Consider the following 21,968-nt stretch of genomic DNA (forward strand, 5'->3'; position numbering starts at 1 on the left):
GGCCAGCGCGGGCGGTCAGTGCAGCGACAGCGAGCGGCTGCCGGGCGGGGTATTTTCCCAGGCGTCCAGCCACGGCTCGGCCAGCGCGCGGATCTGCGCGTCGTGGCGCAGAATCGCCAGCATCACGCGGTGCTTCTCGGCGCGCTGCTGCGGCGTCAGCTCGGCCTCGTTGGCCTGCGCACGCAGCTGTTCGATCAGCACCGCGCAGGCGCCTTCCAGCTCCGCCACGCGGTCCCAGTCGTCGGTCTCGGCTGCCTGCAGCATGCGCGCGCTCAGCTCCTCCAACGCACGGTAGCACTGCAGCAGATCCAGTTGGGGCTTGTCCATGATGGCCTCGCTCATCGGCGGTGGGGGCGGCGCTTACTGCGGGCGGATTTGGTTCCAGGCGTCGGCCACCGGCGCGATCAGCCGTCGCACTTCCTCGACACGCTCGCCGTCGTTGTGCAGGTTGGCTTCGGTCAGGCGCCGGGCGCAATATTCGTAGAGCACATCGAGCCGCTCGGTCAGCTCGCCGCCCTTGGGATCGAGCGCGGCCCGCAGGCCCTCTTCCAGCAGCTGCACCGCCTTGCTGAGCGCTGCGGCCTTGGCCGGCACATCCCCGCGCTGCAGCGCCCCCAGGGCGTTGAGCAGCGCCTGATCCAGCGCCTCGAAAATCATCGCCACCAGCTCGTGCGGGCTGGCGGCGGCCACGCGGCTGGCCGCGGCCTGGCGGGTGTAGGCATTGACCGATCGGACGGCAGGGGAGGTATACATCGTCTCACTCCGTGGCGAAGAAGAATCTTTGCCTGCTTTATCGGTCATGGGCGGCGGATCCTGAGGGCTGGGCAGAAAGAGTGGCCGCTAAAAAAGGCCGGATTGGCCGCTCTATTCTAGGCCCGCGGTGTCCGGGCGGTGCGCCTGGCCGTGGCCTGATCGAGTCCCGCGCCCGCGATCGCGACAAAGCCAAGCAGGGTGCCCACCGCGGGCGGTGGGCACCCTGCCGGGTACCGGGTGGCGGCGAGGCCGCCAGCCGCGTGGCCAGCGCCTGGCTTCAGCCTTGCAGCAGCCGCAGCACGTTCTGCGGCATTTGGTTGGCCTGGGCGACCATGGCGGTGCCGGCCTGCTGCAGGATCTGGGCGCGCGAGAGGGCGGCCGTTTCGGCGGCGAAGTCGGCGTCCTGGATGCGGCTGCGGCTGGCGGTGAGGTTTTCGGCGTTGATTTGCAGGTTGCTCACCACGGCCTCGAAGCGGCTCTGGATGGCGCCAAATGTGCTGCGCAGGTTGCTCACCGCGGTCAGGGCCGAGTCGACGCGGTAGATCGCTGTGTTGGCGTTGGCCACTGTCTTCACGTCGATCTGCGAGATCGAGCCCGAGTCCTTGGAGATGGTGAAGTTGGCCGAGGCAAAGCCAAGTGCCGCACCGTCACCGGTGATGATGATGTTCTCGCTTGCGGTCAGGGTCAACCGCCCGCCGTTGACCGCGGTGGCATTCGTGCTGTTGTTGGTGGCGTCGGCAAACGCACCGATCGTGCCTTGGTAATAGGTCACGCCGTTGAGTGCGATATTGCCGCTACCGGCACTGATGCCGCCCGTCGCACCGCCGCCGAGGGTTTGACCGATCGCGATGTCACGCCCGTCGGCCGCCGTGAGCAGCAGGTTGCTGCCGTTGAGGATGGCGGTGACGCCGGTGTTATTTTGCTGGGCGTTGATGGCGTCGGTGATCTGCTGCGTGGTCAGGGCGCCGGAGGACAGGTCGGTCCCGTTGAAGATATCGATGCCGTTGATGCGCAGGGAATAGGTTTGGCCGGCACCACTCGAAGTGTTTGCGATCTGCAAGGCAATCGTGTTGGTGGCGGTCGCGGTCAGACCGGAGACGTTGGCCGAATTGATGGCATTGGCCTTGGCGAAGGCGCTGCCCGCGGACTGGCCGTTGGCGCTGCCGGCCACCGACTGGCCGATGGTGACCGCGGTGCCGCTGCCGACCTGGATGGTGCCCGTGCCGGGAAGGGCCGCCGTGCTGACCTCGGTGCTGGACGTGCCCTGTGCGAAGGCGCCGATGGCGGTGGAGCGCATGCTGGTGGCCAGATTCAGGCCGATGGTGTCACCGACGTTGGCGCCGACTTGGAAGACCGCGCTGCCGAAGGTGCCATCGAGCAGTTTTTGGCCGTTGAAGGAGGTTTGGGTGGCGATGCGCTCGATTTCGGCAATGCGCTGCTGCACTTCGAGGTCGAGGGCGGCGCGGTCGCCGGCGCTGTTGGTGGCGTTGGCGGCCTGAACGGCCAGCTCGCGGATGCGCTGCAGGTTGGAGGTGATTTCGGCCAGGGCACCTTCGCCGGTTTGCGCCAGCGAGACGCCGTCATTGGCGTTGCGCACTGCTTGGTTGAGGCCACGGATTTGCGTGGTCATGCGCTCCGAGATGGCCATGCCGGCGGCGTCGTCCTTGGCGCTGTTGATGCGCAGGCCCGAGGACAGGCGCTGCATCGCGGTCTGCAGGGCGTTTTGCGATGCGTTGAGGTTGCGCTGGGCGTTCAGCGACATCACGTTGGTATTGATGATCTGCGGCATGGCGGCTCTCCTGGGCAGCGAAAGACAGGGATCGGTCCGTGCGCCGGCACCCCGCCGGCGGGTGGGCGGGGGCACGGCCCCGCCCGGTGATTCCGATTCTGAGGCGGCCCATGAAAACCAAAGCCCCGATGAACGGGGCTAGGCTGGCGCATTTCCGCGGTTGGTTTGGCTTCAGCCGTCCTTGGCCTTGTTCCACTGCGTGATCTGCTGCGCCACGTACTGGTTGAGCGCGTTGAGCTGCGAGACCGTCTTGTCCAGCCGCGAATACTGAGCCAGCAGGCGCTCCTCAGTGCGGGCGACCTTGTCGCTCAGGCGCTGCTGCTGCTGCCGCAGGCGCTCGATTTCCCCCTCCAGGGCTGTGCGCTTGAGGTCCAGCCGCCCGGTCCCCTGCTGCAACAGGCCGGACGTGACGGATCGCCATTGCACGGCGATCCCCTGACTGGCCTCGGCAAGCGTGGTTTCCAGCGTGGCGGCGTCGGCCAGTGCTGCGCCGAGCCTGCCTTCGTCCACCGTCAGCTTGCCGTCGCGGCCCAGCCGCACCCCCAGATCCGACAGGGTGCGTCCGTCCGGCCCGGGGGTGAACAGCATGCGCCGCAGGCTGGCCTGCAGGGTGACGATGGCGCTGTCGCCCTGCAGCGGCCCGGCTTCGCGCGTGCGGGCATCGTAGCGCAGCGCATCGGCCAGCACCGCATCGAGCGCGTTGAAGGTCTCCACCAGCGCGCCGATGGCCTTGCGTGCGGTCTCGGGGTTGGCGCCGATCTGCACATTGACCGTGGCCGGTGTTTCGGCGCTGACGTTGAGCGTGACGCCCGCGATCGCATTGGCGATGGTGTTGTTGGCCGAGCGCACAGACACGCCATCGATGGTGACCACTGTATCCTGCGCCGCCTGCGCCAGCGCAAGGCCGGCGCCGGGCTGGTTTTCGGGGTCGTAGAGCAGGCGCGACAGACCGGTGCCATCCGTCAGGTTGCCGTCGGCGTCGCTGGCCTGAAGGCGAAAGCCCTCCGCCTCCCCGGTGGCGCGCGAGCGCAGCACCAGCCTCGCCCCGGCGCCATCGTTGATGACCGAGGCACTCACCGGTGCCGAAGCCGCGTTGATCTTGGCGGCGACGTCGGCCAGGGTGTCGGTGGCGGTGACGTCGATCGTGATGGCTCCGCGGTCGTCGGCGGTGAAGCTTGCGCCGTTCCATCGGCCCATTTGCAGGGTCAGCGTGCCGGCACCCACCGGGTCGCCCGCCGCCATCGCCACGCTTTGCACTGTCTGCCCCTTGGCGAGCTGGTTGACCTGCACGGCGTAGGTGGCAGGCGTGGCAGTAAACACCGCCGAGCCGCCGATTGCCGGGGAGCCGGAGGTCAGCGTCTTTTCCCGGAACGTGGAGGGGCGCGTCAGCGCCTTCAGCGCATCGTCCAGCGCCGCGACGCGCGACTTGATTTCGCCCATCGAGGACAGGCGCACCTGCGCCCGTTCAGTGCGCTTTTGCACCTGCTGCAGCGGGCGCTTTTCCAGCTCCACAAGCTGGCTGACGATGTTGCGGATGTCCAAGCCGCTGCCGATGCCCGGGGACGAGAGGGTGGCCATGGGGATCTCCACGAAGGGTCAAGGGCGACTTTACCGGCCCGCAAGCAAACTGTCCACGGCAAAAAGCGTGACCGCAGCCACGCTTTACGTCGCGCCGCCGGCCTGGGCGCGGCCGGCGGCGTGCTTGCCAACCCCGCGTCGTGCGTCAGCGCAGCAGGGCCAGCACACCCTGCGGCATTTGGTTGGCCTGGGCGACCATGGCGGTGCCGGCCTGCTGCAGGATCTGGGCGCGCGAGAGGGCGGCCGTTTCGGCGGCGAAGTCGGCGTCCTGGATGCGGCTGCGGCTGGCGGTGAGGTTTTCGGCGTTGATTTGCAGGTTGCTCACCACGGCCTCGAAGCGGCTCTGGATGGCGCCAAATGTGCTGCGCAGGTTGCTCACCGCGGTCAGGGCCGAGTCGACGCGGTAGATCGCTGTGTTGGCGTTGGCCACTGTCTTCACGTCGATCTGCGAGATCGAGCCCGAGTCCTTGGAGATGGTGAAGTTGGCCGAGGCAAAGCCAAGTGCCGCACCGTCACCGGTGATGATGATGTTCTCGCTTGCGGTCAGGGTCAACCGCCCGCCGTTGACCGCGGTGGCATTCGTGCTGTTGTTGGTGGCGTCGGCAAACGCACCGATCGTGCCTTGGTAATAGGTCACGCCGTTGAGTGCGATATTGCCGCTACCGGCACTGATGCCGCCCGTCGCACCGCCGCCGAGGGTTTGACCGATCGCGATGTCACGCCCGTCGGCCGCCGTGAGCAGCAGGTTGCTGCCGTTGAGGATGGCGGTGACGCCGGTGTTATTTTGCTGGGCGTTGATGGCGTCGGTGATCTGCTGCGTGGTCAGGGCGCCGGAGGACAGGTCGGTCCCGTTGAAGATATCGATGCCGTTGATGCGCAGGGAATAGGTTTGGCCGGCACCACTCGAAGTGTTTGCGATCTGCAAGGCAATCGTGTTGGTGGCGGTCGCGGTCAGACCGGAGACGTTGGCCGAATTGATGGCATTGGCCTTGGCGAAGGCGCTGCCCGCGGACTGGCCGTTGGCGCTGCCGGCCACCGACTGGCCGATGGTGACCGCGGTGCCGCTGCCGACCTGGATGGTGCCCGTGCCGGGAAGGGCCGCCGTGCTGACCTCGGTGCTGGACGTGCCCTGTGCGAAGGCGCCGATGGCGGTGGAGCGCATGCTGGTGGCCAGATTCAGGCCGATGGTGTCACCGACGTTGGCGCCGACTTGGAAGACCGCGCTGCCGAAGGTGCCATCGAGCAGTTTTTGGCCGTTGAAGGAGGTTTGGGTGGCGATGCGCTCGATTTCGGCAATGCGCTGCTGCACTTCGAGGTCGAGGGCGGCGCGGTCGCCGGCGCTGTTGGTGGCGTTGGCGGCCTGAACGGCCAGCTCGCGGATGCGCTGCAGGTTGGAGGTGATTTCGGCCAGGGCACCTTCGCCGGTTTGCGCCAGCGAGACGCCGTCATTGGCGTTGCGCACTGCTTGGTTGAGGCCACGGATTTGCGTGGTCATGCGCTCCGAGATGGCCATGCCGGCGGCGTCGTCCTTGGCGCTGTTGATGCGCAGGCCCGAGGACAGGCGCTGCATCGCGGTCTGCAGGGCGTTTTGCGATGCGTTGAGGTTGCGCTGGGCGTTCAGCGACATCACGTTGGTGTTGATGATCTGCGGCATGGCGGTCACTCCTTCGGGTGGTTGCCGGTGGGCTGGCTGCTTCGGGCCCCGCGCCCTGCGCTTCGCCAACCACTTGACATCCGGTTGCCAGCTATATCGGGCAGCGCGCGGCGGACTTGAGGGTTTTTGATCACCAAATGCCCAGCCGCACGGGTTTTTGACCTGGGGCAGTCCGTGGTGGCTGCGGCCTACAATGCTTTACTAAATGAATGGCACTCCGCGCTCCCCCGTTCCCTTGCCCACCGAGCAGTTGCGTGTGGGCATGGTGTTGCCGTTTACGTTGTTGGACGCGCAGGGGCGGGTGCTGCTGGCCAAGGGGCAGCGCATCGAGGACGAGTTGCAGCTGCGGCTGCTGCGTGAGCGGCGGCAGGTGTTCGTACCGTTCGAGGAGTCAGAGCTCGCGCTGAAGGTGTGGATGAACGGCCTGCTGGAGCTGGACCGGCGGGGCGCGGCGATCAAGGAGCTGGACCGCCATGTGCGACTGGACGAAGGCGGAGACGGCGCGGCGGAGCCGCTGCGGGGTACCCTGCCGGAGCAATGTGCCGACGTGGCCGCCCGGCTGCGCCGGTTGCTGGCAGGCATCGAGTTGGGAGCACTGGCGCCGCAGCAAAGTGCAGCGCGCTTCGAGCTGCTGTGGCGCGACCTGGAGCAGTTGACGGCCAGCGAGGTGGCTGCCGACGGCAGTACGTTGGTGTTGACCTACCGCGCCTGCACAAGCCCGGCCGACTACAGCGTGCTGCACGCACTGCAGTGCGCCGTGCTGGCGCTGCGGCTGGGGCCGCTGCTGCGGCTGCCACCAAACGAGCTGCGCGCGCTGGTGCTGGCCACCGCGACGATGAACGTGGCGATGCTGCGGCTGCAGGACGCGCTGGCGCAGCAGCGTGGAGCGCTGTCGCCAACGCAGCGGGCGCAGATCGAGGCCCACGCCGAAGCGGGCGCGCGTGCGTTGCAGGCCGCAGGTGTGACCGACGCGTTGTGGCTGCAAGCCGTGCGGCTGCACCATGCGCCGCTGCCCCCGGGTGTTGCGCTGGCGCAACGGCCAGCGGACGAGCGCGTGGCGCATATCATGCAGGTGCTGGACCGCTACACCGCTTCGATGAGCCCGCGCGCCAGCCGCCCCGGGCGCAGCGCCAAGGAGGCGGCGCGCACGGCGGTGCTGTTTCGCACCGGCGGCGCGCAGGACGAGGTCGGTTTGGCGCTGGTGCAGTTGCTGGGCATTTACCCGCCCGGCACGTTTGTGCGCCTGCAAAAAGGGGAGCTGGCGCTGGTGCTGCGTCGGGGTGCCAAGGCCGGTACCCCGATCGCCGCGGTGGTGGTCAACCGCGCAGGGGAACCGATGGGAGCGCCGAAGCTGGTCAACACCGCACGGCCAGAGCATACGGTGGACGATGCGGTGCCAGGCTCGGCCGTGCGTGCGCGCATCAACCTGGATGAGATGGTGAACCTGCTGGCGTACTCGCGCACGCCGGCTGCGGGGATGCTGTAGGGCGCCGGCTTGGTGCGTCGGTGAGCTTCAGGCGCTGGGCGCAAGCGTGGCCACCACCGGGGCATGGTCGCTGGGTTGGGGGCGCTTGCGCAGCGCGCGGTCGACGTCGCAGGCGCGCAGCCGGGCGTGCAGCGGGTCGCTCAGCAAGATGTGATCGATGCGCAGCCCGCGGTTTTTGGGAAACGCCAGTTGGCGGTAGTCCCACCAGGTGTACACGCCACCCTGCGGCGCGGTGGTGCGCAGCGCGTCGTGCAAACCCAGCGCCAGCAACGCCTGCAGCTGCTCGCGCTCGGCGCGGGTGCAGTGGATGGTCTCGCGCAGGCCGTCGGGGTCCCAGACGTCGAGGTCGTCGCGCGTGATGTTGAAGTCGCCCATCAGCACGAGCTTGGGGTACTGGCTCAACTGCGCGGCCAGCCACGCGCGCAACGCTTGCAGCCACTGCATCTTGTAGGCAAATTTGTCGCTGCCCGGGGCCTGGCCGTTGGGGAAGTAGGCCCCCACGACGCGCAGGGCTTCGTCTACCCCCGGTGGCTGCACGGTCGCGGCGATCAGGCGTGCCTGGGGGTCTTCCAGGTTCGGCAGGTTGCGCTGCACGTCGTGCAGCTGCGTGCCTTGGCGCACCAGCAGCGCCACGCCGTTGTAGGTCTTTTGGCCAAGCCAAACGGCGTCATAGCCGGCGGCCTGTATGGCAGGCAGGGGAAACGCCTCATCGGGCAGTTTGAGTTCCTGCAGCGCGACGATGTCGGGCTGGCGTTGGGCCAGCCAATCGAGCAGCTGGGGCAGCCGCACGTTGAGCGAGTTGACGTTCCAGGTGGCGAGTTGCATGGCAGCGGTACGCGGGCAAAACGCCATTATCCGGGTGCAGGGACGCGGTCAGCAGCCAGGCAGTGCGGCCAAGGCTGGCGCGCCGTCGGGGATGCATTGCCGGACCCGGCCCAATCCATGCACGACGATGCGGATTTGGCTGCCGTCGGCCAACGCCAGTGTGAGGTTGCCCGCCGTCACGGTGCCGCGGCGTGGGCTGAACACGAAAGCCCCGCCGGTGATGGCGGGGACCAGCGCGACGTTGGGGTGGTCGGCGTGGGTGCGCACACGTGCCGCCCCATCCAGCAAGCAGTCGGTCGGTTGTCGGGTGCAGTCGCAAGCGGTTTGCTCACGCCAGCCCAGACACCACCGCGTGTCGTCGGCGCTGACGCTGACGACGATGGTTTGCCGGCGCTTGAGTGCCTCGGACTGTGCTTGGCGCAGTTCTGCACTGAGCACGTCGGCCGCGCCGCGCAGGCGTGAACGCTCGACCCACGTGCCCAGGGCTGGCAGCGCCACCCCGATCAGGATGGCCAGTACCGCAGCAACGACGACGACTTCGACCAGCGTAAGCCCACGCATGCGGGCGCGGCAACGGTGCAGCACCACGGAGCGTCCCCCCTTGTAACGGCCGCAGTATCGGCCAGCTTGGCGCGGCTGTCATTCCCCTGTTTGGGGGAACGGGCTTCAGAGGGGCTGCTGCAGGTAGGCCAGCTCCGCCGCGCTGAAGCCCGCTTGCTGGCGCGCCGCAGTGTTGAGCGGCGGCTTGGGTTGGGGTGCGCGGTGCTGGCGCACCAGTTGCCGGTAGTGTGCCAGGGGGTCCAGGCCACGTTGCTGGCACAGCCAGCCGTACCAGCGGTTGCCCACAGCGACGTGGCCGACCTCGTCGCGCAGGATGACGTCGAGGATGGCGCACAGCGCCAGCGCGTGCGGCGTGCCGACCCGCCGCAGCCGGGCTTGGATCAGTGGTGTGGCGTCCAGACCCCGTGCTTCCAGCGTGCGGGGCACCAACGCCATGCGCGCCACGATGTCGCTGGCGGTGCGCTCACACATCGTCCACAGGCCATCGTGCGCTTCGAAGTCGCCGTAGTCCCATTGGCCACCGCTGGGGTGCGGCAGGCCGCGCAGGTGGGTGCGCAGCAGTTCGAAGTGGTGCGCCTCCTCGGCGGCGACGCGCCACCAATCGTGGTAGTACGCGGCGGGCATGCCGGCAAAGCGCCACACGGCGTCCAGCGCCAGGTTGATGGCGTTGAATTCGATGTGCGCCAGCGCGTGGGCCAAGGCCGCGTGGCCGTCGGGCGTGAAGGGTGAGCGGGTCGGCACCGCGCCCGGTGGTACGAGCTGCGGGCGGGCCGGCCGACCCGGCAGCGGGCGCTGCTCGGGGGCGGTCAGGGTGGCGGTTGTGTCGAGGTGGATAGCCGTTGCGTGCGCTGCCAGCGTTTCCCACGTGCGCTGCACACCCGCCACCTTGGCGGTGGGGTCCGGTTCGGTTAGCCAGTGCAGCGCGGCCTGACGCAACGCTTGCGGCGCGGGGGGCGGGTTGGTGGGGGCCGGACACATCCGTACAATTGTACGAATGGCCCTGTACCAACTCGACGACATTGCCCCCAGCGTGCACCCGAGCGCCTTTGTGGCCGAGGACGCGCGGGTGATTGGCCGCGTGACGCTGGCCGCCGACAGCAGCGTGTGGTTTGGCGCCGTGTTGCGCGGCGACACCGATCCCATCACGGTGGGGGAGGGGGCCAACATTCAGGACGGCAGCGTGTTGCACGCGGATATTGGCGTGCCGCTGACCGTGGGCGCGCGCGTGACGGTGGGGCACCAGGTGATGTTGCACGGCTGCACGGTGGGCGACGGGTCGTTGATCGGCATCGGTGCGGTGGTGCTCAACGGCGCGCGCATCGGGCGGCATTGCCTGGTCGGCGCGCGTGCGCTGGTGACCGAGGGCAAAACCTTCCCCGACGGCGTGCTGATTCTGGGCAGCCCGGCCAAGGTGGTGCGCGAGCTGACCGAGCAGGAAATCGAAGCGCTGCGGCAAAGCGCCGCGCACTACATCGACAACGCGCGACGCTTTCGCGCGAGGCTGCGCCGTTTGGCGTGAAGGGGCGCCGGGTGTCGGAGCTGCACCGCTTTTTGTTCGATGGCGCGCCGGTGCGTGGGGCGCTGGTGCGTCTGACCGACGATTGGCAGGCGCTGCTGCAACGCCGCCAGGCCGCCGGGGGCTACCCGGCGCCGGTGACGGTGTTGCTGGGTGAGATGGCTGCCGCCGCCGTGTTGCTGCACAGCAACATCAAGTTTGCCGGGGCGCTGGTGCTGCAAATACTGGGTGATGGGCCGGTCAAGGTCGCCGTGGCCGAGGTGCAGCCCGACCTGACGTTTCGCGCCACGGCGACGGTGGTCGGCGAGGTGGCGGCGGATGCGCCGCTGGCCGACATGGTCAACGTGCTGGGGCAGGGGCGCTGCGCGATCACGCTGGACCCGCGTGAGCGCACGCCCGGCATGCAGCCGTACCAGGGCATCGTGCCTCTGGTGGACGCGCGCGGTCAACGCCTGGGCCGCCTGAGCGAGATGCTGGAGCACTACATGCGCCAAAGCGAGCAGCTGGACACGCGCATCGTGCTGGCGGCCGACGAGCACGTGGCGGCGGGGCTGCTGATTCAGCGCATGCCCACGGCGGGTGCCGGCAACTTGGCCGGGCGCGCGGCAGCGGCGGGCGAGGAGGTGCCGGGGGCAGACGAGGACTTTCAGCGCATTGCGCTGCTGGCCGCCAGCCTGCGGCGCGACGAGCTGTTGACGCTGGACGCCGACACCGTGCTGCATCGCCTGTTTTGGCAGGAGCAACTGCTGCGGCTGGTGCCGCAGGGGCAGCCCATGCAGCCCCACTTTGCCTGCACGTGCTCGCGCGAGCGCGTGGCTTCGATGCTGCAAGGGCTCGGGGTGGCGGAGGTGGAGTCGATTCTGGCCGAACGCGGCGAGATCGACGTGGCGTGCGACTTTTGTGGCCAGCACTACCGCTTCGACCCGGTGGATGCGGCGCGGCTGTTTTTGGATCAAACCCAACAGCCACCGGGCAGCGAGCGCTTGCAGTGACGGCGCGCCACGCCGCCGCGCGGCGCCTGGGAGTGAACGGCTGGCCGCGGCCAAGCGGCATGCGGCCGGCTATTAGCGGGCCGCGGGGGCTGCACCGCTGGCCGCAGACCCCACCCCAGGGCGCTGGAACTGCACAAAAATCTCGTTGGGCTTGACCATGCCCAGCTCCTGGCGGGCGATTTCTTCCACTGTCTCCAACCCCTCGCGCAGGTCGCGCACTTCGGCGGCCAGGCGCTCGTTGCGCTGGCGTGCTGCTTCGTTGGCTTGCTCGGCTTCGGCCACTTGGAGGCGCAGCGCGGCCACGTCGGCCACGCTGGCGCGCCCCAGCCACATCTGGGCCTGCACCAGCGCCAGCAGCGCCAGCAGCAACAGCGTCACCCAGCGCGCGGGGCGCATGGCGTTCAGCCGCGCTCAGCGCAGGTTGTAAAACGCTTCGCGACCCGGGTAGGTGGCCACGTCGCCCAGATCCTCTTCGATGCGCAGCAACTGGTTGTACTTGGCCATACGGTCGCTGCGGCTCATCGAGCCGGTCTTGATTTGACCGGCGTTGGTGGCCACGGCGATGTCGGCGATCGTGCTGTCTTCGGTCTCGCCCGAACGGTGGCTGATGACGGCGGTGTAGCCGGCGCGCTTGGCCATTTCGATGGCGGCAAACGTCTCGGTCAGCGTGCCGATCTGGTTGATCTTGATGAGGATCGAGTTGGCGACGCCACGCTCGATGCCTTCTTTGAGGATCTTGGTGTTGGTGACGAACAGGTCGTCACCGACCAGCTGCACGCGCCGGCCCAGACGCTCGGTCAGCAGCTTCCAGCCGTCCCAGTCGCCTTCGGCCATGCCGTCTTCGATGCTGATGATCGGGTATTTGTCGCACCAGGTGGCCAGGATGTCGGTCCACTCGGCGGCGCTCAGCACCAGGCCTTCGCCTTGCAGGTGGTAGCGGCCGTCTTTGTAAAACTCGCTGGAGGCGCAATCCAGGCCCAGCGCGATTTGGGTGCCGGCGGTGTAGCCGGCCTTGTCGATGGCTTCCAGGATCAGCTGGATGGCGGCCTCGTGGTTGGCTACGCTGGGGGCAAAGCCACCTTCGTCGCCCACGGCGGTGCTCATGCCGCGGTCGTGGATGATTTTTTTGAGGGCATGGAACACCTCAGCGCCCCAGCGGATGGCTTCGCGCAGGTTGGGCGCGCCCACCGGCAGGATCATGAACTCCTGCAGGTCCAGGTTGTTGTTGGCGTGCGCGCCGCCGTTGATGACGTTCATCATCGGCACGGGCAGCGTGTGCGCGGCGCTGCCACCAAAGTAGCGGTACAGTGGCAGGCCCGATTCCTCGGCCGCGGCACGCGCCACGGCCATGCTGACGGCCAGCATGGCGTTGGCGCCCAGGCGCGACTTGTTGTCGGTGCCATCGAGCTCGATCAGGGTTTTGTCGAGGAAGGCTTGCTCGCTGGCGTCCAGGCCCAGCACGGCTTCGGAGATTTCGGTGTTGATGTGCTCAACGGCCTTGAGCACCCCTTTGCCCAAGTAGCGCTTGGGGTCGCCGTCGCGCAGCTCGATGGCTTCGCGGCTGCCCGTGGAGGCACCGCTGGGCACGGCGGCGCGGCCCATGACGCCGGACTCCAGCAACACATCGCACTCGACGGTGGGGTTGCCGCGGCTGTCCAGGATTTCGCGGCCGACGATATCGACGATGGCACTCATGCGTAGGGTTCCTTGCTTGCGAGAAGGTTGCGGATGGTCAACAAAGCGGTTGTCAAACGTTGGGGGCCACGCCTTCGACGACGATCATGCGCATCACGGCGGCGCCAGCGCGGGCTTGACGCGCGCGGCGGTAGGTTTCGGAGTCGTGGAAGGCGCGCGCCGCGGCGACACTGGCAAAGCGCAGCACCACCACCCGGCTGGGGTGCCAGTCGCCCTCCAGCACGGTGACGGCACCGCCGCGCACCAGCACCTCGGCACCGTGCTGCTGGATGGCGGCGGTGGACCAGCGTTTGTATTCCTCGTACTGCACGGGGTCGGTGACGTCGACGTCGGCGATGATGTAGGCACTCATGGGGCACTGGGCGAAGGGGTGGGCAGCGCGCGCTGCAGCACAACGGCGGCAAAGCGCAGCAGGTCGTCCAGGTGATGGTCAATCACATGTTGAGCGATGCCCAGGTCGAGGGCTTCGTATTCATGCACCAGGATGTTGCGAAACGCCACCATGCGTCCCAAGGCGTCAGCCAAGGGGGCATCGATCCAGCCATGTTGGGCCAGTTCGTGGAAGGCGGCGCGGGCACCCTCTGGCAACGCCCAACCATGCGCACTGCAGATCAAGTTGGCCATGTCGATGGCTTGTTCGCAGGCGCGCTGGACGTTGAGCAAGGCGGCATCCTGGTGCGTGAAGTCGTGTGCCGGGTCGGGGCTGGCACGCCATTCGGCGCGGGCGCGGGCCACGGCGCGTTGCAGGCGCTGGGATTTTTGCGCCAAAACCTCGCGCAGAGCAGCGTCGATCATGACGCGAACCCCTGAAGGCGTTGGGCCAGCGCGCGCACGGCGGGGGCGCGGTGACGTTGCAGGTCCTGCCAGTCGCGCAGCACACGCGCCCAAAGCAACCAGGGGGCGTGGGGCTGGCGTGCCAGCAACAGACGCCCGCGGCTGAGCACGATGAACTGCGTCAACGTGTTGGCGCGTGCAAGGTCCAGCAGGTCCACGTCGCGTTGCAGGCGGCGGCTCAGCTCGGCGCTGGCCTGCAGCCACTGCGTTGGTGACAGCGGCTGCGGCAGCCACACGGCCAGATCCAGGTCGCTGTCGGTGCGCAGGCGGCCCTGCGCCGCGCTGCCGTGTAGCCACGCCATCGTCGCCTGCGGCACGGCGGCGTGGAGGGCGGCGCGCAGCTCGGCGTCGCTGGGGGGCTGCACGGGCGTGGTGGTCATGCGGTGGCGAAGTCGTTTTCCAGCCAGCCACGGCGCTTGACGACGGCGTCGAGCTCCTGCAGCGATTCCAGCAGCGGTCGCATGAACTTCAGCGGCACGGCGTTGGGGCCGTCCGACAGCGCCCGTGCGGGGTCGGGGTGGGTTTCCATGAACAGGCCCGCCACGCCCACGGCCACCGCGGCGCGCGCCAGCACGGGCACGAATTCGCGCTGGCCGCCGGAGCTGGTGCCCTGGCCGCCGGGCAGTTGCACGCTGTGCGTGGCGTCGAAGACGACCGGTGCGCCGGTGTCGCGCATGATGACCAGTGCGCGCATGTCCGACACCAGGTTGTGGTAGCCAAAACTGACGCCACGCTCGCAGGCCAAAAAGCGGTCTTCCGACAAGCCCGCCTCGCGCGCGGCGGCGCGAGCTTTGTCGATGACGTTTTTCATATCCTGCGGGGCGAGAAACTGGCCTTTTTTGATGTTGACCGGCTTGCCCGACTGCGCCACGGCGCGGATGAAGTCGGTCTGGCGGCACAAAAAGGCGGGTGTTTGCAGCACGTCCACCACCGCGGCCACCGCGGGCACCTCGGCTTCGGTGTGCACGTCGGTCAGCACCGGCACCCCCACTTCGCGGCGCACCTTGGCCAGGATCTCCAGCCCCTTGTCCATGCCCGGCCCGCGGTACGAGGCGCCGCTGGAGCGGTTGGCCTTGTCGTAGCTGCTCTTGAAGATGAACGGAATGCCCAGCGCCTGGGTGACCTCCTTGAGCTGGCCGGCCACATCCATCTGCAACTGCTCCGACTCCACGACGCAGGGGCCGGCAATCAGGAACAACGGTCGGTGCAGGCCGACTTCGAAGCCGCACAGGTTCATGCTGTGGCCTCCTGGGCCCCTGCGGGGGCGGGGGCGCGGTGTTGCTGGTGTTGCAGCGCCGCGGCGATGTAGGCGTTGAACAGTGGGTGGCCGTCCCACGGGGTGGATTTGAACTCGGGGTGGAACTGCACGCCCATGAACCACGGGTGCACGTCCTGCGGCAGCTCGATGATTTCGGTCAGTTGCTCGCGCTGTGTCAGCGCTGAAATCACCAGCCCCGCGGCGCGCAGCCGGTCCAGGTACTGCGTGTTGGCCTCGTAGCGGTGGCGGTGGCGTTCGGTGACCACGGGCCCGTATATTTGGTAGGCCAGCGTGCCGGGCAGCACGTCGGCGCTTTGCGCGCCCAGGCGCATCGTACCGCCCAGGTCGGTGTCGGCGTCGCGCTTTTGCAGCGTGCCGTCGGCGTTCAACCATTCGTCGATGAGGGCGATGACCGGATGCGGCGTGTGCGGGTCGAACTCGGTGGAGTTGGCCCCGGCCAGCCCGGCGACGTGGCGGGCGAACTCGATCGTGGCCACCTGCATGCCCAGGCAAATGCCCAGGTAGGGGATCTTGGCTTCGCGCGCGAACTGCGCGGCGCGGATTTTGCCCTCGACCCCGCGCTTGCCAAAGCCGCCCGGCACCAGGATGGCGTCGAAACCGCCCAAACGCGCGGCCACATCGCCTTGCTCCAGCGTTTCGGAGTCGATGTAGGTGATGGCCACGCGCACGTGGTTTTTCAGCCCGGCGTGACGCAGCGCCTCGTTGAGCGATTTGTAGCTGTCGGACAGGTCGACGTACTTGCCGACCATGGCGATGCGCACCTCGCCGCGCGGGTGTTCGACCTCGTAGACCAGGTCGTCCCAGCGCTTGAGGTTGGCGGGCGGCGTGTGCAGCCGCAGCTTGTCGCAGATCAGGCCATCCAGCCCCTGCTCGTGCAGCACGCGCGGCACTTTGTAGATGGTGTCGACGTCGGGCATCGAGATCACACCCCACAGCGGCACGTTGGTGAAGAGGCTGATCTTTTCGCGCTCTTCGTCGGGGATGACACGGTCAGCACGGCACAGCAGCGCATCGGGCTGGATGCCGATTTCGCGCAGCTTTTGCACCGTGTGCTGGGTGGGTTTGGTCTTGAGCTCGCCCGCCGCCGCGATGTAAGGCACGTAGGTCAGGTGCACGAACGCGCTGTTGTTGGGCCCCAGGCGCAGGCTCATTTGGCGCGCGGCTTCCAGGAAGGGCAGCGACTCGATGTCGCCCACCGTGCCGCCGATTTCGGCAATGGCCACGTCCACACCTTCGGCACCACGCTGGATGAAGGTCTGGATCTCGTTGGTGACGTGCGGGATGACCTGCACCGTCTTGCCCAGGTAGTCGCCGCGACGCTCCTTTTCCAGCACCGACTTGTAGATTTGGCCGGTGGTGAAGTTGTTGCTGCGCTTCATGCGCGTGGTGATGAAGCGCTCGTAATGCCCCAGGTCCAGGTCGGTCTCGGCGCCGTCGTCGGTGACGAACACCTCGCCGTGCTGGAACGGGCTCATCGTGCCCGGGTCGACGTTGAGGTAAGGATCCAGCTTGATCAGCGTGACTTTGAGGCCGCGCGATTCCAGCAACGCGGCCAGCGACGCGGAGGCGATCCCCTTGCCCAGGGACGACACCACGCCGCCAGTGACGAACACGTATTTGGTCATGGGAGTGGGCGGACCGCGTGACGGCCCGTCGGTGGAAAGGCCGATTATAAAAGCCGACCCCCAACCGCGGTGCGGCGCGTTATAGTCGCGCCGCATGAAAGAGCTCGAAGGCAAGCGCATCGTCCTGGGGTTGACGGGTGGCATCGCCTGCTACAAGTCGGCCGAGTTGTGCCGGCTGCTGGTGCAGGCCGGCGCCGACGTGCAGGTGGTGATGACCGAGGCGGCGGCGCGCTTCATCGCGCCGCTGACGCTGCAAGCCCTCAGCGGCCGGGCGGTGGTGCTGAGCCAGTGGGACGAGCGCGAGCCCAACGCGATGGCGCACATCAACCACGGCCGGGGGGTCGACGCCATCGTCGTGGCGCCGGCCAGCGCGGACTTCATCGCCCAGTTGGCGCAGGGGCGCGCGAGCGAGTTGCTGCCGCTGCTGTGCCTGGCGCGGCCGCGCCAGCAGGTGCCGCTGCTGCTGGCGCCGGCCATGAACCGCGAGATGTGGTCGCACCCGGCCACGCAGCGCAACGTGGCGCAGGTGGTGGCCGACGGCGCCGTGGTGCTGGGCGTGGGGCAGGGCGAGCAGGCCTGTGGCGAGGTCGGCGAAGGCCGTATGCTGGAGCCCGACGAGATCGCCGAGGAGGTGGTGGCCCACCTGCAGGCCAAAGTGCTGGCCGGCCACCACGTGCTGGTGACGGCGGGGCCGACGTTCGAGCCGATCGACCCGGTGCGCGGCCTCACCAACCACAGCAGCGGCAAGATGGGCTTTGCGCTGGCGCGCGCGGCGCGCGAGGCCGGCGCCGAGGTGACGCTGGTGGCGGGCCCGGTGCACCTGCGCACGCCGCGCGGGGTGCGGCGGGTGGATGTGCAAACCGCGCAGCAAATGCTGCAGGCGGTGCTGGCGCACGTGGAGCAGGCCACGGTGTTCGTGGCGGCAGCGGCCGTGGCCGACTGGCGCCCGGCGCGGGCGGCCGAGCGCAAGCTGAAGAAGGACGGCGGCGGCCCGCCGCCGGCGCTCGCCTTCGTCGAGAACCCGGACATCCTGGCCACCGTGGCCGCGCTGCCGCGCGCGCGTCGTGGCGAGTTGTACTGCGTGGGCTTTGCCGCCGAAAGCCACGACCTGCTGCGCCACGCCCGCGCCAAGCGCGCGCGTAAGGGTGTGCCGCTGCTGGTGGGCAACATCGGGCCGGCCACGTTTGGCCGTGACGACAACGCGCTGCTGCTGGTGGACGAGCGCGAGGCGGTGGAGCTGCCGCCGGCACCGAAGATCGTGCTGGCGCGCCAGCTCGTCGGCGAGATCGCGCGCCGGCTCGGCCATGTCTAGGTCCCTCATCCCCGTGGTTCTGGATCAGCGGATGGGGTAGCAATTACCGTTGATGATCTATCATAAAAAGATGAATGGCAAGGAGATCATCAAGCGGCTGGAAGCTGCGGGCTGGCGTCTGGTGCGGGTGCAGGGCAGCCACCACATCCTCGTCAAGCCGGGCGCGCCGCGCAGCGTGCCGGTGCCCGTGCACGGCAGCCGCGAGCTTTCATCCGGTCTCGTCAAGGCCATCGAACGGCAAAGCGGAGTCAAGCTGACATGAACGTTGCCTACCCCTACACCTTGGAGCCGCAGCCCGAAGGCGGCTTTCTCGTGCAATTCGTCGATCTGGAGGAAGCCTTCACCGAAGGCGACACCGAAGAACAGGCCGCCTTCAACGCCGCCGAGGTGCTCACTGGCGTGCTGGCGGTCCGCCTGGAGCAGGGCGAGGTCATCCCGCCGCCGTCGCCGGCCAACGGCCGCCCGGTGGCGTTGCCCGATGCGCCGGTGCAGGCCGCGCTCTTGATCCACTTCGCCCGGCAGGGGCACAGCCTGTCGGAGCTGGCCCGCGCCATGGGCACCTCCTGGCCGGCTGCGCAGCGCCTCACCCGCCCAGGCAACCCCACCCTCAAGCAATTGGAGCGTGCCGCCGCCGCACTGGGCAAGCGGCTGGTCCTCAGCCTGGAATGAGATGGGCGCTGAAAGATGTGCAACCAAAGGGTGATACGTGTCGGCTATCGATGATCTGATCGCGCAAATTCCGGACCAGCGCCTGCGCGAGCGCCTTGCTGCCGAATGGAGCAACGCCAAGAAAGAAAAAAAATTCGGCCTGGTGTTCGAAGATCACCTGCCCGAGCTGCTGCCGCTGCACGGCGCCAAGCCCCGCCAGGGCGACCTGGTGTGCCACCGCCCTCAGGGGCACATCGGCGCGTTGAAAGATGTGTGGCAAATCCAGTCCATCCACGCGGGCGTGGCCACCTGCGTCAAGCCCGGCAACGAAGCGCACCCCAGCGAGCCCACCCGCGCCGCGGGGAAAGCCGCGCAGTTCCCGGTGGATGAACTGCTGGTGGTGCGGGAGTTTGGCGAGCCCATCTTCCCCGCGCTGGTGCCGGTGGATGCCGTGGCCAACGGCTCGGCGGATGCCCCCTGGCACACGCTGATCGAGGCCGACAACTACCACGCGCTGCAACTGCTGGATTACCTCTATGCCGGCAAGGTGGATTGCATCTACATCGACCCGCCCTACAACACCGGCGCGCGCGATTGGAAATACAACAACGACTACGTGGACGGCAACGACCAGTGGCGGCACAGCAAGTGGCTGTCGATGATGCAGCGGCGGCTGCGGCTCGCGAAAAAGCTGCTCAACCCAGCGGACTCGGTGCTAATCGTCACCATCGATGAGAAGGAGGTGCACCGGCTGGGGCTGCTGCTCGAGCAGGAGTTTCCCGAGGCGCGGATAGAAATGGTCTCCTCAATCATTAACCCTAAAGGAACAGGTCGCCCAGGAAGCTTTGCTCGCACAAACGAATTTATATTTTTTGTACGCATTGGTTCTGCCGTTGTCGGAAAACTAGCTGATAATGAATCGACAGGCTTGGAAGTCTCGTGGGAAACGATGAGGAGGCGAAATCTTGCCTCTGTGCGAGGACGAAAAGGCAAAGGGGCTTGCGGACCCAACCAGTTTTACCCCATTTTTGTGAACATCGAGTCAGGGTCGATAGTTGGACGCGGCGATCCTTTACCGCCAGAAATATCGCGCGATACATGCGTTGCGCCTGAAGGAGCCGTCGCTGTGTTTCCTATTCGACCTGATGGAACAGAGATGAATTGGGAATATACAGCGTCAGCTTTCGATAAATGGTGGTCGCTGGGGTACATTCGAGCCAATGGAAAGAGAGATGAGCCTCAGCAATATATCATTCAGCACCTACCTAACAAGGTGCGCAAAGAAATCGATGACGGTGTAGCAAAAATTGAAAGCAGAAGATCAGATAACTCTGTCATTGTGCGGTATGTAGGGGCAACACAGAAACACGTCACCACTCAGTGGGACATACCATCCCACAATGCAGAACATGGTGGAACTGGGGTACTTAAATCGCTGCTTCCCGACCGCCGCTTCCCCTTCCCCAAATCCCTCTACGCCGTCGAGGACGCGCTGCGTTTCTTTGTCGCCCACAAGCCCGAGGCCTTGATCGTCGATTTCTTCGCCGGCTCGGGCACCACGGCGCATGCGGTGATGCGCCTCAACCACCAGGACGGTGGGCGCAGGCGCTGCGTGCTGGTGACCAACAACGAAGTGGCCGCCGACGAGGCGGCAGCCCTGGCCGCAAAGGGCTTGCAGCCCGGCCAGCCGGAATGGGAGCAGTGGGGCATCTGCCGCCACATCACCTTTCCGCGGCTGAAAGCCGCCATTACCGGCAAAACACCCCAAGGCGAGCCGATCCGGGGTGATTACAAATTCGCCGACGAATTTCCGATGGCCGAGGGCTTTGCCGCCAACCTCGCCTACTTCAAGCTGGATTTTCTGGAGAAGGAACGCGTGTCGCTGCGCCGCGCCTTCCGCGAAATCTTGCCGCTGCTGTGGCTCAAGGCCGGGGCCGTGGGCCCGCGGCCCGAGTTGAAGCGCGGCGAGCCCGAGCCGGTGCTGTTTGCGCCCGAGGGCAGCAACTTCGTGGTGCTGCTGGACGAAACCCGCATGGGCCGCTTGCTGCAAGCGCTGCAAGGCCGCGCCGGTCTATCACACGTGTTCATCGTCACCGACGCGGACGAATCTTTCAAAACCATGGCGCAGGACGTGCGCGAGGTGGCGGGCAAGGCCAACCCCGGCTTGGCGGTGGTGCAGTTGTACCGCGACTATCTGCTCAATTTCATGATCAACCAGCATCAGGACCGTGCTGCCGGTCACACCGATACCCAGGGAGCCCGGGCATGAAGGTCTCGCTGTTCGATTTTCAGAAAGACGCCTTGGCCAAGCTGCGCGAGGCTTTGGCCAGCGCCCGCAAGAGTGTCTCGCCGGACAATCAGCAAGTCGTCGCCTTCTCGGCTCCCACGGGCAGCGGCAAGACCATCATGATGACGGCGCTGTTCGAGGCGATTCTGGATGAGCCCGACGACCAGTTGGCCTGGCCGTTGGACTGGGCGCCGCATCCCGATGCTGTGATCCTGTGGGTCTCCGACATGCCCGAGCTCAACGAGCAGACCCGGCTCAAGATCGAGAGCAAATCGGACAAGGTGTACCGGGTCAATCAGCTCATCACCATCGATGCGCATTTCGACGCGCCCCGGCTGGCAGGCGGGCGCATCTATTTCGTCGCCCCTGAAATATTCATAACAGCATGATTTTTCTTGTGTTATTGCCTGTTTGCGAGTACAATTTCCCCCAGATTTGATGGTCTGATGCGCCGTTTTCTGGGAGTTTTGCGATGTTTGCCTGCCCCGCCACCGAGGACTTCTTCCGCGCCCGGCTCGATCAGATGATCGACCTGCGCCATCCGCTGGCGGTGTTGTCCTCACGCATGCCGTGGCAGGAGTTGGAAGCAAGGCTGTCGCACCTGTTCATGCGCAAAGCGCGCTCTGGGGTGGCCATGCCCGATCTGGACCTCTTTGGCGAATCTCCGGTGCGCGCAGCTCGGGCGTCCAACGCAGGCCGACCCCGCGTGCCGCTGCGCGTGATGATCGCGCTGCTGTATCTGAAGCACGCCTTCAACGAGTCGGACGAAGGGGTGGTCGAGCGCTGGGGCGAAACCCCCACATGGCAGTTCTTCTCGGGGCGGGCGTACTTTGAACATCGCCGGCCGTGCGACGCCACGACGCTGGTGAAGTTTCGCCGGCTGCTGGGCGAGGAGGGGGTGGAAGAACTCCTGGCGCAGACGATCAACGTGGCGGTGGAAACCGGACTCATCAAGCCGCAGGAACTCAAGCGCGTGGTGGTGGACACCACCGTACAACCCAAGGCGGTGGCGCACCCCACCGACAGCCGGCTGCTGGAGACGGCACGCACCAAGCTGGTGGAGGCGGCCAAGGCCGCCGGCATCGCCTTGAAGCAGACCTTTGCCAAGGAAGGCAAGGAGCTGGCCCGCAAGGC

General features: G+C 67.1%; 24 protein-coding genes. 9 read left to right on the forward strand and 15 right to left on the reverse strand.

Annotation, left to right across the window (positions count from 1 at the left end):
• Window positions 1-15 precede the first annotated feature (15 nt).
• The 5 genes from Taqua_RS06100 to Taqua_RS06120 all read right to left on the reverse strand — a co-directional run bounded on the left by Taqua_RS06100 (window position 16) and on the right by Taqua_RS06120 (window position 5,774).
• The gene (locus tag Taqua_RS06100; protein ID WP_246094641.1) at window positions 16-327 is read right to left on the reverse strand and encodes a flagellar protein FliT; all 312 of its coding nucleotides are present in this window, start codon (window positions 325-327) and stop codon (window positions 16-18) included.
• A gap of 33 nt (window positions 328-360) precedes the next feature.
• A complete protein-coding gene (fliS, locus tag Taqua_RS06105; protein ID WP_144325671.1) occupies window positions 361-753 on the reverse strand; it encodes a flagellar export chaperone FliS in 393 nt (130 codons plus the stop codon).
• 277 nt (window positions 754-1,030) lie between these two features.
• Window positions 1,031-2,542: a flagellin N-terminal helical domain-containing protein gene (locus tag Taqua_RS06110; protein WP_144325673.1), complete on the reverse strand. Its 1,512-nt coding sequence runs from the start codon at window positions 2,540-2,542 to the stop codon at window positions 1,031-1,033.
• Window positions 2,543-2,713: 171 nt separating this feature from the next.
• Window positions 2,714-4,120, reverse strand: coding sequence for a flagellar filament capping protein FliD (gene fliD / locus Taqua_RS06115; protein WP_144325675.1), 1,407 nt, complete (start codon window positions 4,118-4,120; stop codon window positions 2,714-2,716).
• A gap of 145 nt (window positions 4,121-4,265) precedes the next feature.
• Complete coding sequence (locus Taqua_RS06120) at window positions 4,266-5,774, reverse strand: flagellin N-terminal helical domain-containing protein (protein ID WP_144325677.1); 1,509 nt, start codon at window positions 5,772-5,774, stop codon at window positions 4,266-4,268.
• Between the two features lie 205 nt (window positions 5,775-5,979).
• Between Taqua_RS06120 and Taqua_RS06125 the strand changes: the two genes are divergently transcribed.
• The gene (locus Taqua_RS06125; RefSeq protein WP_144325679.1) at window positions 5,980-7,260 is read left to right on the forward strand and encodes an HD-GYP domain-containing protein; all 1,281 of its coding nucleotides are present in this window, start codon (window positions 5,980-5,982) and stop codon (window positions 7,258-7,260) included.
• A gap of 27 nt (window positions 7,261-7,287) precedes the next feature.
• Here the strand turns inward: Taqua_RS06125 and Taqua_RS06130 are convergent, their stop codons facing one another.
• The 3 genes from Taqua_RS06130 to Taqua_RS06140 form a co-directional block, all read right to left on the reverse strand.
• Entirely contained in the window at window positions 7,288-8,085 is a 798-nt protein-coding gene (locus Taqua_RS06130; protein WP_144325681.1) for an exodeoxyribonuclease III, read from the reverse strand.
• 48 nt (window positions 8,086-8,133) lie between these two features.
• Window positions 8,134-8,646, reverse strand: coding sequence for a GspH/FimT family pseudopilin (locus Taqua_RS06135; protein ID WP_144325683.1), 513 nt, complete (start codon window positions 8,644-8,646; stop codon window positions 8,134-8,136).
• Between the two features lie 105 nt (window positions 8,647-8,751).
• Entirely contained in the window at window positions 8,752-9,624 is an 873-nt protein-coding gene (locus Taqua_RS06140) for a ferritin-like domain-containing protein (protein WP_144325685.1), read from the reverse strand.
• 16 nt (window positions 9,625-9,640) lie between these two features.
• On the opposite strand from Taqua_RS06140, the gene Taqua_RS06145 reads away from it, so the two are divergent.
• Together Taqua_RS06145 and hslO are read left to right on the forward strand one after the other, a co-directional pair.
• Window positions 9,641-10,165, forward strand: a complete 525-nt coding sequence (locus Taqua_RS06145) for a gamma carbonic anhydrase family protein (RefSeq protein ID WP_144325687.1) — start codon at window positions 9,641-9,643, stop codon at window positions 10,163-10,165.
• Between the two features lie 11 nt (window positions 10,166-10,176).
• Window positions 10,177-11,154, forward strand: coding sequence for an Hsp33 family molecular chaperone HslO (gene hslO / locus Taqua_RS06150; RefSeq protein ID WP_144325689.1), 978 nt, complete (start codon window positions 10,177-10,179; stop codon window positions 11,152-11,154).
• A 72-nt stretch (window positions 11,155-11,226) separates the two neighbouring features.
• Here hslO and ftsB read toward each other — a convergent pair whose 3' ends face one another.
• From ftsB to Taqua_RS06185, 7 genes are read right to left on the reverse strand one after another with little or no spacing between them, the layout of a single operon-like run.
• Entirely contained in the window at window positions 11,227-11,550 is a 324-nt protein-coding gene (ftsB, locus tag Taqua_RS06155) for a cell division protein FtsB (RefSeq protein ID WP_144325690.1), read from the reverse strand.
• Window positions 11,551-11,565: 15 nt separating this feature from the next.
• Window positions 11,566-12,849: a phosphopyruvate hydratase gene (eno, locus tag Taqua_RS06160; protein ID WP_144325692.1), complete on the reverse strand. Its 1,284-nt coding sequence runs from the start codon at window positions 12,847-12,849 to the stop codon at window positions 11,566-11,568.
• Window positions 12,850-12,901: 52 nt separating this feature from the next.
• Window positions 12,902-13,201 carry a DUF1330 domain-containing protein gene (locus Taqua_RS06165; RefSeq protein ID WP_132963260.1) on the reverse strand — a complete coding sequence of 100 codons (300 nt, stop codon included), beginning with the start codon at window positions 13,199-13,201 and terminating at the stop codon, window positions 12,902-12,904.
• A complete protein-coding gene (gene hepT, locus Taqua_RS06170; RefSeq protein ID WP_132963261.1) occupies window positions 13,198-13,644 on the reverse strand; it encodes a type VII toxin-antitoxin system HepT family RNase toxin in 447 nt (148 codons plus the stop codon). The genes Taqua_RS06165 and hepT overlap by 4 nt, the downstream gene beginning before the upstream one ends.
• Window positions 13,641-14,063, reverse strand: a complete 423-nt coding sequence (gene mntA / locus Taqua_RS06175) for a type VII toxin-antitoxin system MntA family adenylyltransferase antitoxin (RefSeq protein WP_132963262.1) — start codon at window positions 14,061-14,063, stop codon at window positions 13,641-13,643. The genes hepT and mntA overlap by 4 nt, the downstream gene beginning before the upstream one ends.
• Window positions 14,060-14,920 (reverse strand): 3-deoxy-8-phosphooctulonate synthase, encoded by an 861-nt coding sequence (kdsA, locus tag Taqua_RS06180; protein ID WP_144325694.1) that lies wholly within the window; start codon window positions 14,918-14,920, stop codon window positions 14,060-14,062. The genes mntA and kdsA overlap by 4 nt, the downstream gene beginning before the upstream one ends.
• On the reverse strand, window positions 14,917-16,587 hold the full coding sequence (locus tag Taqua_RS06185; protein WP_144325696.1) for a CTP synthase: 1,671 nt from the start codon (window positions 16,585-16,587) through the stop codon (window positions 14,917-14,919). Before Taqua_RS06185 ends, kdsA begins: the two co-directional genes overlap by 4 nt.
• A gap of 94 nt (window positions 16,588-16,681) precedes the next feature.
• Between Taqua_RS06185 and coaBC the strand changes: the two genes are divergently transcribed.
• The 6 genes from coaBC to Taqua_RS06215 all read left to right on the forward strand — a co-directional run.
• A complete protein-coding gene (gene coaBC / locus Taqua_RS06190) occupies window positions 16,682-17,899 on the forward strand; it encodes a bifunctional phosphopantothenoylcysteine decarboxylase/phosphopantothenate--cysteine ligase CoaBC (RefSeq protein WP_144325699.1) in 1,218 nt (405 codons plus the stop codon).
• Between the two features lie 70 nt (window positions 17,900-17,969).
• On the forward strand, window positions 17,970-18,161 hold the full coding sequence (locus tag Taqua_RS06195; RefSeq protein WP_068609868.1) for a type II toxin-antitoxin system HicA family toxin: 192 nt from the start codon (window positions 17,970-17,972) through the stop codon (window positions 18,159-18,161).
• Complete coding sequence (locus tag Taqua_RS06200) at window positions 18,158-18,568, forward strand: type II toxin-antitoxin system HicB family antitoxin (protein ID WP_068609097.1); 411 nt, start codon at window positions 18,158-18,160, stop codon at window positions 18,566-18,568. Before Taqua_RS06195 ends, Taqua_RS06200 begins: the two co-directional genes overlap by 4 nt.
• Before the next feature lie 37 nt (window positions 18,569-18,605).
• Complete coding sequence (locus Taqua_RS06205; protein WP_144325701.1) at window positions 18,606-20,816, forward strand: site-specific DNA-methyltransferase; 2,211 nt, start codon at window positions 18,606-18,608, stop codon at window positions 20,814-20,816.
• Entirely contained in the window at window positions 20,813-21,223 is a 411-nt protein-coding gene (locus tag Taqua_RS06210; protein WP_144325702.1) for a DEAD/DEAH box helicase family protein, read from the forward strand. The genes Taqua_RS06205 and Taqua_RS06210 overlap by 4 nt, the downstream gene beginning before the upstream one ends.
• 83 nt (window positions 21,224-21,306) lie before the next feature.
• The coding region (locus Taqua_RS06215; protein ID WP_144325704.1) for a transposase at window positions 21,307-21,968 on the forward strand (662 nt) is incomplete at its 3' end.

It is taken from the genome of Tepidimonas aquatica (genome assembly GCF_007556585.1).
Taxonomy (GTDB): Bacteria; Pseudomonadota; Gammaproteobacteria; order Burkholderiales; family Burkholderiaceae_C; genus Tepidimonas; species Tepidimonas aquatica.